Annotated in this window: 13 protein-coding genes; 8 read left to right on the forward strand and 5 right to left on the reverse strand. The window is 45.1% G+C overall.

The window, feature by feature from the left end; all coding sequences use genetic code 11:
* Positions 1-7 precede the first annotated feature (7 nt).
* The 5 genes from AACT21_RS02620 to AACT21_RS02640 all read left to right on the forward strand — a co-directional run bounded on the left by AACT21_RS02620 (position 8) and on the right by AACT21_RS02640 (position 5,328).
* Positions 8-1,045, forward strand: coding sequence for an imelysin family protein (locus tag AACT21_RS02620; RefSeq protein WP_094164122.1), 1,038 nt, complete (start codon positions 8-10; stop codon positions 1,043-1,045).
* On the forward strand, positions 1,035-2,135 hold the full coding sequence (locus AACT21_RS02625) for a DUF1513 domain-containing protein (protein WP_176430202.1): 1,101 nt from the start codon (positions 1,035-1,037) through the stop codon (positions 2,133-2,135). The genes AACT21_RS02620 and AACT21_RS02625 overlap by 11 nt, the downstream gene beginning before the upstream one ends.
* Before the next feature lie 143 nt (positions 2,136-2,278).
* On the forward strand, positions 2,279-3,832 hold the full coding sequence (locus tag AACT21_RS02630; protein ID WP_094147795.1) for a L,D-transpeptidase family protein: 1,554 nt from the start codon (positions 2,279-2,281) through the stop codon (positions 3,830-3,832).
* Between the two features lie 221 nt (positions 3,833-4,053).
* A complete protein-coding gene (locus tag AACT21_RS02635; protein WP_017044782.1) occupies positions 4,054-4,596 on the forward strand; it encodes a YcbK family protein in 543 nt (180 codons plus the stop codon).
* 75 nt (positions 4,597-4,671) lie between these two features.
* Positions 4,672-5,328: an MBL fold metallo-hydrolase gene (locus AACT21_RS02640; protein ID WP_013856747.1), complete on the forward strand. Its 657-nt coding sequence runs from the start codon at positions 4,672-4,674 to the stop codon at positions 5,326-5,328.
* Between the two features lie 47 nt (positions 5,329-5,375).
* Here AACT21_RS02640 and AACT21_RS02645 read toward each other — a convergent pair whose 3' ends face one another.
* Positions 5,376-6,041 (reverse strand): DUF2982 domain-containing protein, encoded by a 666-nt coding sequence (locus AACT21_RS02645; RefSeq protein WP_094164124.1) that lies wholly within the window; start codon positions 6,039-6,041, stop codon positions 5,376-5,378.
* Positions 6,042-6,240: 199 nt separating this feature from the next.
* Between AACT21_RS02645 and AACT21_RS02650 the strand changes: the two genes are divergently transcribed.
* The gene (locus AACT21_RS02650) at positions 6,241-6,630 is read left to right on the forward strand and encodes a MarR family transcriptional regulator (RefSeq protein ID WP_176430203.1); all 390 of its coding nucleotides are present in this window, start codon (positions 6,241-6,243) and stop codon (positions 6,628-6,630) included.
* A 78-nt stretch (positions 6,631-6,708) separates the two neighbouring features.
* Here the strand turns inward: AACT21_RS02650 and AACT21_RS02655 are convergent, their stop codons facing one another.
* Positions 6,709-7,185 carry a MarR family winged helix-turn-helix transcriptional regulator gene (locus AACT21_RS02655; protein WP_010320725.1) on the reverse strand — a complete coding sequence of 159 codons (477 nt, stop codon included), beginning with the start codon at positions 7,183-7,185 and terminating at the stop codon, positions 6,709-6,711.
* Positions 7,186-7,578: 393 nt separating this feature from the next.
* Between AACT21_RS02655 and AACT21_RS02660 the strand changes: the two genes are divergently transcribed.
* The gene (locus AACT21_RS02660) at positions 7,579-9,156 is read left to right on the forward strand and encodes a BCCT family transporter (protein ID WP_013856751.1); all 1,578 of its coding nucleotides are present in this window, start codon (positions 7,579-7,581) and stop codon (positions 9,154-9,156) included.
* A 234-nt stretch (positions 9,157-9,390) separates the two neighbouring features.
* Complete coding sequence (locus AACT21_RS02665) at positions 9,391-11,274, forward strand: methyl-accepting chemotaxis protein (protein WP_013856752.1); 1,884 nt, start codon at positions 9,391-9,393, stop codon at positions 11,272-11,274.
* 123 nt (positions 11,275-11,397) lie between these two features.
* On the opposite strand, the gene AACT21_RS02670 is transcribed toward AACT21_RS02665, so the two are convergent.
* From AACT21_RS02670 to AACT21_RS02680, 3 genes are all read right to left on the reverse strand, one after another.
* Positions 11,398-12,117: a 3'-5' exonuclease gene (locus AACT21_RS02670; protein ID WP_069571721.1), complete on the reverse strand. Its 720-nt coding sequence runs from the start codon at positions 12,115-12,117 to the stop codon at positions 11,398-11,400.
* 5 nt (positions 12,118-12,122) lie between these two features.
* The gene (locus tag AACT21_RS02675; RefSeq protein WP_013856754.1) at positions 12,123-14,012 is read right to left on the reverse strand and encodes a putative nucleotidyltransferase substrate binding domain-containing protein; all 1,890 of its coding nucleotides are present in this window, start codon (positions 14,010-14,012) and stop codon (positions 12,123-12,125) included.
* Positions 14,013-14,279: 267 nt separating this feature from the next.
* Positions 14,280-15,470, reverse strand: coding sequence for an amino acid aminotransferase (locus tag AACT21_RS02680; RefSeq protein ID WP_088717991.1), 1,191 nt, complete (start codon positions 15,468-15,470; stop codon positions 14,280-14,282).
* Positions 15,471-15,489 lie beyond the last annotated feature (19 nt).

The following is a 15,489-nucleotide window of genomic DNA, read 5'->3' on the forward strand; positions in this document are numbered from 1 at the left end:
TGCGAGCATGAAATTTCCTCTGTTATTTTCGATAGCGGTTACCAGCGTACTTTCGGCTTGCCAACCCACGCCGAAATCAGCGCTTGAGCCGCAAAAAAACAATCATGTTAGCCAAGGTGTTTATGAGGTTGAATTTGCTGCGGCGCAGCGTTTTGCTCAACAATCGCACCAGCTTGCTCAATTATTTGATCAGCAATGTCAGCTGGGCGATATCGCATTGCCCTTGCTGAAAGAACAGTGGCAGCAAACTATTGGGGCGTGGATGTTTTTACAAGGGCAAGAGAGAGGGCCAGCTAAAGCACTCGAGCAAAGTTGGAACGTACAATTTTGGCCAGATAAAAAAGACACTACCGGGCGAAAAATGAGCCTGTTAGCGAGCAGTGGCAAGCACTGGAGTGAGGAGCAGATTGCAAACCAGAGTGTCACAGTGCAGGGGATTGGCGCATTGGAATGGTTACTCTACGATGCTCAATCGCCGCTTCTGAAAAACCAGCAAGTAGAAACTGGTTGTATGATTGGACAAGCGATCAGCGCGAATTTGGCGACGAAATCTCATTTGATTGCTGAGCAGTGGCAACAGAATCCATGGCTGATGCTGGATCTGAGCGCTTGGCAAGCCGAATACATTGCGCTGCTCTCCAATCAGCTTGATTACAGCATGAAAAAACTGAGCCGCCCCTTAGCCAATATCGGCCAGCCACGCCCTTATTTTTCAGAATCGTGGCGCGCCAAAGTCTCTTTGAATAACCTGCAAAAGAATGTGCAAGCGATGCAAGCACTCTATTTAGCAAAAGACGGTTTAGATCAGATGTTGCGGGAAAGAGATCAAGTCGCTATGGCCGAGCGCGTAAAAGCACATTTATCCTTGATGTTGGAAACGTGGCCGCAAACAGCCAGTTTATTTGATTTATTGCAAACGAAAGCAGGCTACCGTGAGGTGCTTGCGCTCTATAACAAGTTCGAACAACTCAATTATTTACTGCATGATGAAGTCGCGGTAGAGCTAGGTGTAGTGATAGGATTTAATGCAACCGATGGTGACTGATCTAACAAGGCGTACGCTACTGAAAGCGGCGTTATTGAGCGCATCAGCGCCCCTGCTGCCGCTGGGGTGCGCCACTACTCGTCGTGACGACCCACAACCCGCTTTGATTGGTTGCGCTATTCATAAAGGCTCGCAGTTTCGCGCCGTTGTAGCCGACGCCCAAGGTCAAGCGATTCACCAATTACCTTTGCCTGCAAGGGGACACGGTGTTGCTATCCATCCTACCTTGACGCATGCGGTCGCTTTTGCCCGTCGTCCCGGCGAGTTTTTGATGGTATTTAACTATCAAAATGGAGAACTCATCAAATTGCAACTGGCGCAACCCACGCGACATTTTTATGGGCACGGCGTTTACTCAAATGATGGTGCGTGGCTTTATGCAACCGAAGGCGAGAAAGCGACAAGTCGCGGCATTATTGGTGTGTATGATGTGCAGCACAGTTACCAAAAAGTGGCTGAGTTCAGTGGTTTTGGTATTGGCCCTCACGAAGTCATTGTGATGCCAGATGGCCGACTCGCGATTGGGGTGGGTGGGGTGCATACCTTCGGCCGAGAGCCACTCAACGTAGAGAGCATGATGCCGAGCTTGACCTACCTTTCTCATCAAGGAGAAGTGCTTGAGCAACGGATATTGAACGACCACCATTTGAGCATCCGCCATCTTGCTCATGATGGTGCAGATACTGTGCTGTGCGGCCAACAATACCGAGGTCAGCCGGAAGAGTATCCACCTTTGGTAGCGCTACATCACCAAGGTGGCGAACTCATTCCGCTTTTGGCAGAGCCTGAACAATGGGCAAGATTCAACCATTACATTGCCAGTATTGCGGCGACCGACCAATGGATTTTAGCGACTTCTCCACGAGGTAACTGTTACGGTATTTGGTCAAAAGAGACACTGCAACTGGTTGAGTTGGCCTCTTTGCCGGATGCTTCTGGCGTGGTAGTGCAAGATCAGCAGTTCCAAGTCAGTTCAGGAGCTGGCTTGGTCGTTAATTCACCCTATCCTCAACCTGAAATACGCACGCGTAGTAATGTCCAATGGGACAATCACTGGTCTGCCATTGATTACTCTCGCCAAAAAAGCTGAGTAAGCGAACTAAATTTGTTTAATGATAATTCTCATTGCATGAGAGTTTATGAATATATTGTTGATATCGACAACAACGTTTAGCAGATAGCCGTTTCTTTTGCCATACTGAAACGTGAATCAGCGTTGTTGGATAGATCGGAATGAGTAAAAGCATCCTATTTGCTTTATTATTGATTTTTAGTAGCTTTTCTCTTTACTCTGCCGAGAAGGTACAGCCTTTTGCTGTCTCGCAAGAGAATGCCTCGTTGCAATCTTTTATCCAATATCCGCATTTAGTCGAACGAATTTACCAAGAGAATGAGAATCGGCGCATTTGGCAAGATGAGCAGATTGTTCGTCAATTTGAACATCAATTGGAAGTGATTCGCCGAGCGGGGTTTAGCCCTTTATTTTCACGCCAGTTAGCGCAAATGAAAGCGTACCGGAATCAGCAAGCGTTCAACGAATACGATCTGCTGGCGACCGATACTTTACTTTTGTATTTGAGTTATGCCGAGCAAGCTCCCAAAGTCGGTATGGCTTGGTTCTTTGAACGTAAGCTCAACTCTGCGATTGCTCCACCAAGCCAAGAAGCCTTGTTCGCCCTTCATGTTGCGGTAGAAGTTAACAGTATCGGCGATCTGCTCAATGGCTATGCGCCCAACAACGCGGCTTATGATCAACTGCTACACGCCTATGATTTTTTGCTCAGTACTGAAAATGCAGCGCTCTCGTTGTACAGCCAAAAAGGGTTAAAAAAACCTGGCGATAAGCTCTCACAACGTAGTGTGCTTATTGCCCGCTTATCATTAGTTAATATCGATGTTAGCACAGTGCGTGACGACGTAACTTGGTATGACAACAGCTTGGTCAAACCTGTGAAAGAGTTTCAAGCGATGCACGGTTTAAAAGCTGATGGCATGATTGGCCCTGAGACCTTAAAGTGGTTAAATTTGTCTTTGCAGGCACGCTTGTCTATGTTGGCATTAAATGCAGAGCGAACTCGTTTGTGGCCAGAATCAAAAGAGACACAGATCGTAGTCAACGTTCCCAGTTTTGATATGCGCTACTGGTATTTAGGTAAAGAAGTCTTTCAGTCTAAAGTGGTGGTGGGCCGAGTTTCACGCAAAACGCCACTCATGAGCACCAAATTAGATTCTTTGATCCTAAACCCGACGTGGAATGTGCCACACAAAATCATGGTTGAAGATATTCTGCCGATGGTAAAAAAAGATCAAAACTATTTGCGTCAACACAATATTGATATTGTTTCGAGCTGGCGTTCGAACGATCAAATTGACCCAAGCAACATCAACTGGTCTGCGGTGAATCCGGCCTCTTTTCCCTACCGAATGCGTCAGCAAGCCGGGCAAGATAATGCATTAGGTCTGTATAAATTTAATACGCCCAATCGCAGAGCGATTTACCTACATGATACGCCGAGTAAATATCTATTCAATAATACGTCGCGAGCCTTTAGTTCGGGTTGCATTCGAGTACAAAATGCTGATAAGTTTGCTTCGATGATATTAGAAACCCAAGGTATTAATGGTGATAAATTAACGGGTAAAGAAGGGCCAGCGAATGGCACGATCCCATTAAAGCAGCGCATCCCCGTACACATCATCTATCAAACCGTTTGGTATGAAGGTGGGGAACTGCACTACCGAGATGATATCTATCGTTATGATGCATTCAGTACCAGTAATGGGTGAATGGATACTGCTAAAACAGTGGTCACCTAAGTAAGCAGGGATGCGTCTCTCAATTTACCAAAAAAATGACTTAATAAAGATCTCTTTTATGTTCAAAGAGTAACGATGCTGTAGCACTCTCTTGAGCATTTCGAGCACAATTTATGCATTTGATCTTCACAATGGAGTCCGGTAGTGTCCGGGCTTGTTGAAAATAAATTCAGTTGTGAAGGTATCCAACCTTGTTAGTTTCTCGTCGTCATTTTATAAAATTGGCTGGTAGTGGTGTAGTTGTAGCGGCGTGTGCCCCCCAAATAGTATTGGCATCGTACCCTGAAACCTCTCGCATACTCGCGATGAATAATTTACATACCGGTGAAACACTTGAAACCTGTTATTTCAACGGTGTTCGTTATGTTCGATCTGAGCTTGATCGGCTCAACCATATTTGCCGTGATTTCCGCCGCAACGAAGTCCATCCAATGGACAAAAATCTATTTGACCAAATATCGAAAATTCAATCTCTACTTGGCACTCAAGCAGAAGTACAAATCATCTCTGGTTATCGATCTCCTGCCACCAATGAAATGTTGCGCACTCACTCCTCGGGGGTTGCTAAGAAAAGTTTCCATATGCTAGGCCAAGCAATTGATTTTCGGTTAGATGGTGTTCAGTTGAGTCAAGTACGCGAAGCGGCGATCGAATTGGGCGCTGGCGGTGTTGGTTATTATCCTAGCAGTGATTTTGTGCACATTGATACTGGGCCTGTACGTCATTGGTCATAAGGCTGTTCGTGACTTGTCAAATGAAAGTGTCAATGTCATAGTTCGGCCAACTGCGAATTCGAACAAGGTTTTAGTATGTCGTTAAAGTATCAAGTGGTGCCCGTCACTTCCTTCTCTCAAAACTGCTCTATCGTTTGGTGTGATGACACCATGGAAGGGATCGTGGTTGACCCTGGCGGTGATGTGAAACAGCTCGTGATGTTGATCAATGAACTCGGGGTAAAAGTGGTCAGTTTGGTTCTTACTCATGGTCATTTAGATCATGTCGGTGGAACCGAACCGCTGGCGCAGCAGTTGGGCGGCGTCGATATTATTGGACCACATAAAGCGGACAACTTCTGGCTACAAGGCCTCGAAGGTCAAAGCAAAATGTTTGGTTTTCCACTGACGGAAGCCTTTGAACCTACCCAATGGCTTAATGACGGTGATGAAGTGAAGTTTGGCCTTCAAACTCTACAAGTATTGCACACGCCCGGCCACACGCCCGGTCACGTGGTGCTGTTTAGCCAGCAAGCGAAATTGGCGTTTGTTGGTGATGTATTGTTTAACGGTAGTATCGGCCGTACGGATTTCCCGCAAGGTGATTTCAATACCCTTATTCACTCGATCAAAACTAAGCTATGGCCACTTGGCAACGATGTGACGTTTGTGCCCGGCCATGGTCCGCAATCGACTTTTGGCCGTGAACGTGCCAATAACCCTTATGTCGCAGATGAAATGCCCCTGTATTGATCTTGATTAGGCTCAGAGTGTTCCTTCTGCGCCCATTAAATCATGTCTTAGTCTGGTTCGGCCGCCGCGAGGTAGCGCCGAATCAGCCCTACAAACGCCTCGGCGTCACGATCCAGATCGTGCGCTGAGATAAAAATATCATAATCAAAAAATTGCCGTTGATAGCGCATCCGATTGGCTAACATTGCCATAAGACCATGATAGTAATTACCGTTTGGCGCAGTGTAAGGTGCGTTGTCGAGTACCAAATCTTCAAATTGAGTCTCTTTGCGCTGTTGTTTTGCTCCTAAGTAGAGCAGCGCGCGCTGGCTGAGCAAGATCTCACTAGCGATTCTGGGACACACACTCTCAAGGTAAGGTGAATAATCCTTCAGTTTGATCCCAATCCAAGGCAAAGGTTGGTGCCAACCATGATATTCATAACTGCATACCCCAATGCGGCTAATATTGTTCCATTTTACGACCCAACCTCCTTTAAAGAGATGCTGCTGAAAATGGGTAGCGGTTAGGGTGTAGCTAACTTTTCCTTTCAAAATCAAAAGATAGAAGGTGATTAGAGTCACTGCCAGTGCACTTACTAACAGCAGCGCATGAATAATGTTGGATGAGAACATGACAATGCAAATTGAAGCGATGATACAAGTCGTATTGATCCATTTCACCATAGGTGATTGCAGAGAAAAGCGCGTATTAGACAAATGTTGGGTGTGCATAAACCAGTGAAACTCCTTCGAGCTACAGCATCGTTGTTGGCTGTTGCGACCTGTATAAATTGTAGTCAGTTACCGCATCAAAATGCGTTTTTGCCCCTCAATCTGTGCTATGCCCTACAAATCGAGGACGATTTTTGATATAAAACGCGCTTCAAATTTTCACCACTGCTTGAAACGCAGTGAAATGGAGAAATATTCGATGAGACTTGCTCATAAGCGTAAGGTGCAGGCAAAATTGCAAAAGCGTATTAAAGCGACTGTTGCAAACTTGATCGCCTCTCAATCAACAAAGCCTGTAACAGCGCAATCGACCGTAGCAAAAACCGCTGCAACAAAAGTAGTTGTGGAGAAAGCTGCGGCGAACTCTAAAAAAGTGGATGTCGCGTTAACGCCAAAACAGCAACAGGTTTTAGATATCGTCGCTAACCACGCAGAAGGTATGAATCCTAAATCGATCGGCTTAAGTGCTGGTCAAGAAGATGCGAAAGCTGCCGCTTGGGCCACTGGCGCACTCAAGAAACTAGTAGAAGAAAATTTGGTAGTGAAAGAGCAGTTAGCAGGCAACAAAGTTATCTATAAAGCCATTTAATCTGCTGTTCGTTGTGAATGAATTAGCCTCGGTAGCCCCGAGGCTTTTTTACGATCAAATTTTAAAATGCAATCAAAGCTACTCTTCTTTGGTAATAGAGCCAATTTCGAGCATCGGCGCGACATCGATGTTTTCGGCATTCATCATAGAAGATAAACGTTGTACTGATGAGAGCAACAGGCTTTGCTCCCACTCTTGAAGCTGCCTAAATTGTTCGACAAAGCTTTCTTGCAATGGTTGCGGTGCCTTTTCTAGCAGCTTCTTACCTTCGTCCGTTAAATGGGCGTGCACTTTTCGTTTATCGGTATTGCTGCGAATTCGCTGTACGTATCCGTTGCGCTCTAATCTATCCAAAATGGTGGTGGCAGTGGCCTGGCTCATGTTCGTATGATCCGACAATGTGCGGATAGTCACCTCACCAAGGGTTTGAATTGAACGCATTAGAATAAGCTGGGGACCAGTAAGCCCAGCGTCTCTATTCAGTTTTTTAGAGTGCAGATCAATTGCGCGAATAATTTGTCGAATTGAGATCAAAACTTCTTCATGTTTTTCCAAACTCATTGTCCCAAAAAGAAAGTTATTAATAAGCGGGGACCATAGCGCAGTTCTTTTCACTTGAAAAGTAGCATTCGACCTCTTTTGTTTTGGTCTAAGATGATGAGTGTATAAGTTGAGATGTAAAATGATTAGTGCTCGAATGTTTTTGTTTTCGATTTTCACCCTAAATTGGTTGAAGTTTAACCATTAAAGCTTGTTTCTTGCCTTTTATGGCATTTTATGTTGCTTTTTAGTGGATTTTTTCTGTGATTTTGGTAGGGTATTCAGCATATTGAAAAAATAAATTGCTATGAGTACGAAGTTATTTTTGGTTTTTGTCTTAAAATTGTTTCGTTCTCATGGTTATTAATCTCAACTGAAAAATCATGTCTAGATTTCTAGAGAGGTAAAATGACAAAAGGTATTGATAAGTACAGTATCGACAGTACTGACTACACTGTCGGGCAAGATAACGTGCAAAAGTGGGGGTTTGATGTTCATAACCCAGTGTTTGGCTTTAGCGCCGGATTTATTGCGCTATTTTTAGTCGCCGCTTTAGTCGTTGATCCTGAGGTTGCGAAGAGCGTGCTTGATGGCGTTAAATGGAAAATTATTGGCACTTTTGACTGGCTGTTTATTTGGTCGGGTAATCTTTTTGTGCTGTTTTGCTTAGGCTTGATTGTTTCTCCCTTTGGTAAAATACGTTTAGGTGGCCAAGAGGCGACAGCAGACTACTCTTTTATTTCTTGGCTCTCTATGCTGTTTGCCGCAGGGATGGGTATTGGTCTCATGTTCTGGAGTGTCGCTGAACCTGTGGCGTATTTTACCGGTTGGTATGAGACGCCCTTAGGCGTTGCAGCCAACACACCCGAAGCGGCTAAACTAGCATTAGGTGCAACCATGTACCATTGGGGTTTACACCCTTGGGCCATTTACGGTGTGGTAGCGCTTTCCCTGGCGTTCTTTACTTACAACAAAGGGCTTCCGCTTTCTATTCGCTCTATTTTTTACCCGTTGCTTGGTGATCGCGCTTGGGGCTGGGCAGGGCACATCATTGATATTCTGGCTGTATTAGCAACATTGTTTGGCTTAGCAACGTCATTAGGGCTGGGGGCTCAACAAGCGGCTAGTGGTATTCATCATGTGTTTGGCATTGATGCCGGAATGGGCTTACAAATTGTCGTGATTACCGTCGTTACTTTATTGGCAGTGGTCTCCGTGGTGCGTGGTATTGATGGTGGTGTCAAAGTCATCAGTAACATCAATATGATCGTTGCGTTCTTGCTGTTGATTTTAGTTGCACTGATTGGCTATACCGTAACCTTTTCATCCATTCCAACCACATTAATGGCGTATATTGAAAATATCATCCCACTCAGTAACCCGCACGGTCGAACTGACGAGGCTTGGTTCCAAGGTTGGACAGTGTTCTATTGGGCTTGGTGGATTTCATGGTCACCATTTGTTGGAATGTTCATTGCGCGAGTATCAAAAGGTCGTACTATCCGCGAGTTCCTCACCGCCGTATTATTAGTACCTACTGCTGTTACCTTGATTTGGATGTCTGTATTTGGTGGTTTGGCGATTGATCAAGTCATCAACAATGTTGGCCAATTAGGCGCGAATGGTTTGACCGAAGTGCCACTGGCGATGTTCCAAATGTTTGATGCGCTGCCTTATGGCACCTTACTTTCAGTGATTGCGGTTGTGTTAGTGTTGGTATTTTTTATCACCTCATCAGATTCAGGGTCACTGGTTATTGATAGTATTACTGCTGGAGGCAAAGTGGATGCCCCTGTCCTACAGCGTATTTTCTGGGCGTTGATGGAAGGCGCTATCGCCGTAGCCTTGTTATGGATTGGTGGCACCAATGCTATTGAAGCGTTGCAGGCTGCGGCAATATCAACGGCGCTGCCATTTACCATCGTCTTACTATTGATGTGTGTGAGCCTACTGTTAGGTATGCGAACCGAATTATCTAAGCACTAATTCAGATATACCCAAGGCTGCTTTAAGTGGGAAGGGTATGGACGTTCAATCATCAAGGCGACTTTTAGTCGCCTTTTTGCTGTTTTTTTGACAGTCGTCATGACAACATTAATTAATAACTTTAGTAAAAGCAAAAGGTTATATTGTGTCAAAAATAGATACATAATTAGTGCAACTTATGCGAAATCTGGTTAATATTCGCCACCTTTTCCGCTTCATACATTTTGTAACCCAATGAAATTGACCCTAAAGCAAAAGCTAATCGGTGCCAGTCTTTCTGCCGTCGTCGTTATGGCGAGCGCGTTGACTTGGCTAGCCGCTGATCAACTTTTTGAACAAACTCGAAATGGCGTATATTCGCGGGCAGAAAGCTTGTCAGCTGCCGCTGCGAAAGGCATTTCGGACTGGATTGTGGTCCGTAAAGAGATCTCAACTGCTTTTAATGACTACACCGCTCAAGATGATGTCGTCCCTTTCTTACAGCAAGCTCGCAAGGCGGGTGGCTTTGATGATATTTTCTTTGGTACACCGCAAGGTGAGATGTATCGTTCACACCCTGAGCGTAACCGTGCTGACTATGATCCTCGCCAACGCCCTTGGTATAAAGATGCCGTTTCAGCGAATAAGCAAATTATCACCCCCGCTTATAAAGACGCGATCACCAATGCACTGTTGGTGACAATTGCAGAGCCTGTGCGTCGCAATGGGCAATTTGTCGGCGTCGTTGGTGCCGATGTGTTAATCGATCAGCTCATCCAAGATGTCATCAGTTTAGATGCGGGCAAAAACGCCTACGCGATGTTGATTGATGCGCAAGATGGAACCTTTTTAGCGCATCCAGATAAAAATTTCTTATTAAAACCAGTGTCGTCATTGTCGAAGACGTTGACGATGAACATGATAGAGCAAGCAGTGGCTTCAGGTACCGTTGAAGACGCGTCATTACAAGGTGTTGATAAGCTATTTTACTTCGCCAAAGTGCCGCAAACCGATTGGATTTTCGCTATCCAAATGGATCGTGCAACGGAAGAAGCAGCGCATACATCTTTGCTTACCGGCCTGATTGTGACTGCGCTTGTGATTACTATTGCTGTGATTGTAATCGTCTCTTGGTTAGTGAGCTTTTTGTTTAGAGATCTTAGCCGAGTATCCAAAGCCTTAGAGGAAATTGCTTCCGGAGACGGTGATTTAACTCAACGTCTTGAACCAAGAAGTGATGATGAAGTTGGGCAATTAGCACAAAACTTTAATACCTTTGTCGGTAACATGCACACCATGGTTTCTAAGCTCAGCTTTGTTTCTGCTGCGTTGTCTGAACAGTCAAAACAGACGGCCGCTCAAGCCAAAGAGCGTAGTGCGCGTATCCGTTTACAACAAGATGAAATTAATATGGTGGCTACGGCCATCAATGAAATGGCCGCAGCTACACAAGAGATTGCCGGTAACGCGGATCATACCGCTCAAAACTCTGGCGAAGCGGTAACGGCTTGCGTACATGGTTCGAATCAAGTTTCACAAACACAAGGTTCGATTCAAAATCTAGCTCAAGAAGTTCAAGTGGCCACTGATGTTATCCTTGAGCTGGAAGCACACGGTAAACACATCAATACGATTCTGGCGACTATTCAAAACATAGCAGAGCAAACTAACCTGCTGGCATTGAATGCGGCGATTGAAGCGGCGCGTGCTGGTGAGCAAGGCCGTGGCTTTGCCGTGGTTGCCGATGAAGTTCGTGTGCTTAGCCAACGTACACATGCTTCGACAAAAGAAATTCAGCAGATGATCGAAACGTTGCAATCAACGACGGGTAAAGCGGTTGGTATTATGGGTGATAGCCGTATGCTTGCTGGAACCAGCGTAGATGATGCGAACGCCGCTGCAGCAAGTTTGATGCAAATTCATAATTCAGTTGAGCGCATCAGTGACATGGCGACGCAAATTGCCTCGGCCGCTGAAGAGCAAGCTTCTGTGACGTCGGAAATTACTCGCAATACGGAAGGGATCCGCGATGTTTCTAACGATCTTGCACAAGAAGCGCATGAAGCAGCAGCACAAGCATCACAACTTTCTGAGCTTTCGCATCAGTTAGAAAATGAAATTCGTCGCTTTAAGCTGTAAGTTCTAAGCGTAAAAGCCGAGATGTGATTAAAAAGAGGAACCTAACATGGGTTCCTCTTTTTTTGCTCGTGTCAAGCACGGTACTAAACCTTGAAAGAATCCCTTTAAAGGAAAATCAAAAAGTTATAGCCACAACGTTCGGACACTTTGCTGCCGATCAAAATGATGAGCGATTTGTGCTTGGAATAATTCCGCGGTGGCAATAGCATCAACTAAAGCGTGGTGTGGGGTGTACGCTGGTAGCCCATAACGCGCTCGCGCTTGCCCTAAACGCACTGATTGTGGTTTTTGCCCTTTTAACTGGTTCCATAAACCTCCATGTAACCGTTGTTGAATTTCCGTTTCCAATTGCAAAGTATCGATCACAGGGAACTCAATGCCTTCACCCAATCGCACTTTTAATGCTTGATTGAGAAAGCTACGTTCAATATGACGGTAATGGACTACAACAATTTTTCCAGATAAGGCCTTCAGTATTGACTCCTGCACTTCTGCCAAATCTGGCGCATCTAAAATATCGTTGTGTGTGATGCCATGGATAACCACCGAATCCTCTTTTAACGCTTGGCGTGGCCGAACTATCCAATGTTTAGAGCGGTTGAGATAGATACGGTTTAAGGTAAAAGGCACCAAGCCAATGGTGATAATGTCATCATGCTGCGCACTTAAACCCGTTGTTTCCAAATCTAAAGCGACAAACTCTATTTCATCGATTGGCGTGCTACCCTTAGCAATCGGCCTTGAATAAAAATCTTTGAGTAATGGATGGTTAACCAACGACTGCTTATTGGCATATTTTGCTACCCAATCGATGCTCGGTTTTTGAAACCATTGTTTAATCATCACTCTCACTTAAAGTTATTGCTGGCTTGATAACGGAATTTCAAGAAATTTTGCGCATTGCTTAGGATTTGAAACGCATCTTTTAAGTTACGTCTTTCAAAATCAGATAGGTTTTCTGGCTCGATATTGTTATCTGGCTCTATTTCTTGTTCAACGTCAGCCGCTTGGTGGCGAATGCGTACCATCGCTATAAACTCCATTGCGTCACGCAGATCTTGCGCCCGTCCTTTGGGTAGAATTCCGGCTTCAATGATGTCATCTAAACGTTCAAACGAGTTGGTAGAACGTGAACCGACAGCTAATGCATGCACACGGATTAAATCCGCTAACGGTGCAGTGCCGCGACGTTTTAAATTGATGGTGTTATTGTGTCGTCCATCTTTTTCCATCACAAAGTCTTTGAAAAACCCCAATGGTGGCGTGCGGTTCAGTGCATTTCGTGCAAGGCATGCAAGAAATCGATTATTTTTGCGTGCTCGACGGACAATAAACCCATTCAGTTGTTCTGCCCATTTGGTCCTGCCACACACTCCGTATAAGTCAAAAAAGATGGATGCATTCAATAGCGCCTTAGGGTTAGGGTTATCTATCCAATCGGCAAAGCAGGCTTCCCATTCTTTACGAGTCATACGCCACATCGGGTTGCTGGCCATAATGTCCCCCGTACAGTAGCTGTAACCGCATTGATCTAAGCTGTCGCAGACAAATTTGGCGAACGCTTCGAAATAAGCACCATGCTGTGTTTCTTCATAGCTATCGTCCAAAATTAAAGCGTTATCTTGGTCCGTGACAATTAACTGTTCATCACGGCCCATAGAACCCAAGGCTAAAAAGCAGTATGGAATAGGCGGCGAGCCTAGTAATTCTTCGGCAAGTTCAATGATTCTTTGTTTAAAGCTACGGCCAATCACTGACATCGCCGTGCCGATCATATGTGAGTTTGCATCTTCATTGACTAAACGAACAAAACTGTCTTTGACTTGGTGCGACAGTGTGGCTAACTCTTCAACGCTTTGTTGCTGGAAGATGCGACTGACGAGCAGCAATGAGTTTTGTGATTCGTAGCGAACAATGTCGGTCGCTTCAATGATACCGATCGGCTTTTTTTCTTTGAGTATAGGAAGATGATGAACATTGTACCGAAGCATTTTCAGCATGGCCTCATAGACATAAGCATTATGATCTAATGAGATAACCTCCGTTGTCATCACTTCCGTAACGAGGTGATTAGGATCGATGCCAACGGCTAATACACGCGTGCAGAGATCTCGGTCAGTCAGGATGCCGATTACCGGGCTGTTATCGTCGTCACTCTCTTGCAAAATATCAGGGTCAATCACCAGCAGTGAAGAGATACTCTCTTCCGCCATCTTGATCGCCGCATGTTGAATGGTTTCTGTTTTGTAAACGAAAGGGGCTTCTCGGCTGAGTAAGGTTCGCACTTTCGAGGTGGTGAGATCATTCTGCTCTGTTTTACTCAGCACGGCTTGGCGAAGGCGCGCGTTATCTTGCACTTCAACGAAATCAGCAAAGGAATCATAGTTGTCATATAAATCCTGAAACCTTGCCTCTGGAATACAATAAACCAGCGTATCTTCAATCGCTGTGACCGGAAAACGAACACGGTTATTGGTCAATAGCCCCATTTGACCAAATAAACCGCCTTCGGTTAGGCGGTTGTATAATTCGCCTTTGCGACGGTACACCTCGACAACGCCGCTGCGGATCAAATATAAGTCCTGGATATGATCACCAAAATGAATGATGGGTGTACCTTGTCGAAAATAGGAGATTTCTACGCTCTGCGTCACTTCGATCAGTGTTTCTTCAGGTAGTTCATTGAACGGTGGATACTGAGCAAGGAAGTTCTTGATTTCAATTAATTCTGCTTCCATGGAGGCTTCCTTGTGTTTCGGAGTTCATATTGTGGGATTCTGACGTCGTGAGCCAGCTAAACGATGTAACTGGTCAAAGGGATCCGGTTACATCGGTGGCATTGGACATAGGATTCAGAGAGTTATAGTACATGAAAAGAACGTGCTTTGCAGGCAAGAGGGGAAAGTGTACGCGCTTCGATGTGAATCAAGTTCCATTTCAGTGAATTGAAGATAAAAATAGCCGACAAGTGGCGGCTATTGTTGTCTATTTCTTATCATTATCGATTATAGAACCGCTGCAATACCTTTGCACAGTGGGCCCATATTCGATTTCGTCATGCCTGCCACACTGATACGGCCGGAACCGACGATGTAAATTGCCAATTCATCTTTCAGACGAGCAACTTGTTCCTTGTTCAAACCAGAAAAAGAGAACATGCCATTTTGACGTTCAATAAAGCTAAAATCAGCCTTCACACCTTCGGCTTTTAGGGTGGTAACAAACAGCTCACGCATCTCTTGAATACGTTCACGCATTTCTGTCACTTCGTTTTCCCATTCCGCGCGCAGTTCGGCGTTGTTGAGGATATAAGTAACGACCGCAGCACCGTGCGCTGGTGGGTTTGAGTAAATGGAACGAATGATCGCTTTGATTTGTGAGAAAGCTGTTTCAGCGACATCTGTTGAGCCAGCAACGATAGTAAACGCACCCACGCGCTCATTGTACAAACCGAAGTTTTTAGAGAATGAGCTCGCCACTAAGATCTCTTTATTGTATTTCGCAAAAGTACGTAGGCCCTGTGCGTCTTCTTCAACACCTTTCGCAAAACCTTGATAAGCAAAGTCAAACAGAGGAAGAAGCCCTTTATCAGCGACTAATTTTGCTAACGTTTCCCACTCTTTATCGGTTGGATCAATGCCAGTTGGGTTGTGGCAGCACCCGTGTAGAAGAACAATATCACCCGCTTGAGCTTGCTCAAGATCGGTAAGCATCGCTGCGAAATCTTTATCTTTCGTTTCGGCATTGTAGTACGAATACTGCGTGGTTTCTAAACCAGCCGCATTAAAAACACCGTGATGGTTTGCCCATGTTGGGTTGCTGATCCACACTTTCACGTCGCCGATTTGACGCTTAATAAATTCACCAGCTACACGCAGTGCACCAGTACCACCCGGCGCTTGCGCCGTTTTTGCGAGCTTTTGCGTCACAATCTCAGATTCATCGCCAAACAGGAGTTTTTGTACCGCGAGCCCATATTCAGCAGTACCTTCAATGGTGAGATAGGATTTGGTCTTTTCAGACTCAAGCAACGCCGCTTCCGCTTTCTTTACTGTCGCAAGAACAGGTGTTTCACCTGCTTCATTTTTGTAGATACCAACACCGAGGTTAATTTTTTCAGTGCGAGGATCTTTTTTAAACTCTTCGGTTAAACCAAGAATAGGGTCAGCCGGAGCTGCGACAACTTTTTCAAACATAATCATCATCCATGTAAAG

The sequence above is a fragment of the Vibrio sp. V08_P9A1T1 genome (genome assembly GCF_963874405.1).
In the GTDB taxonomy this organism is placed as follows: Bacteria; Pseudomonadota; Gammaproteobacteria; order Enterobacterales; family Vibrionaceae; genus Vibrio; species Vibrio anguillarum.

Coding starts and splice junctions, on each gene's coding strand:
- AACT21_RS02625 (WP_176430202.1), top strand. CDS start 1,035: ATGGTGACTGATCTAACAAGGCGTACGCTACTGAAAGCGGCGTTATTG.
- AACT21_RS02670 (WP_069571721.1), bottom strand. CDS start 12,117: ATGATTAAACAATGGTTTCAAAAACCGAGCATCGATTGGGTAGCAAAA.
- AACT21_RS02645 (WP_094164124.1), bottom strand. CDS start 6,041: ATGCACACCCAACATTTGTCTAATACGCGCTTTTCTCTGCAATCACCT.
- AACT21_RS02620 (WP_094164122.1), top strand. CDS start 8: ATGAAATTTCCTCTGTTATTTTCGATAGCGGTTACCAGCGTACTTTCG.
- AACT21_RS02680 (WP_088717991.1), bottom strand. CDS start 15,470: ATGTTTGAAAAAGTTGTCGCAGCTCCGGCTGACCCTATTCTTGGTTTA.
- AACT21_RS02665 (WP_013856752.1), top strand. CDS start 9,391: ATGAAATTGACCCTAAAGCAAAAGCTAATCGGTGCCAGTCTTTCTGCC.
- AACT21_RS02650 (WP_176430203.1), top strand. CDS start 6,241: ATGAGACTTGCTCATAAGCGTAAGGTGCAGGCAAAATTGCAAAAGCGT.
- AACT21_RS02675 (WP_013856754.1), bottom strand. CDS start 14,012: ATGGAAGCAGAATTAATTGAAATCAAGAACTTCCTTGCTCAGTATCCA.
- AACT21_RS02640 (WP_013856747.1), top strand. CDS start 4,672: ATGTCGTTAAAGTATCAAGTGGTGCCCGTCACTTCCTTCTCTCAAAAC.
- AACT21_RS02630 (WP_094147795.1), top strand. CDS start 2,279: ATGAGTAAAAGCATCCTATTTGCTTTATTATTGATTTTTAGTAGCTTT.
- AACT21_RS02660 (WP_013856751.1), top strand. CDS start 7,579: ATGACAAAAGGTATTGATAAGTACAGTATCGACAGTACTGACTACACT.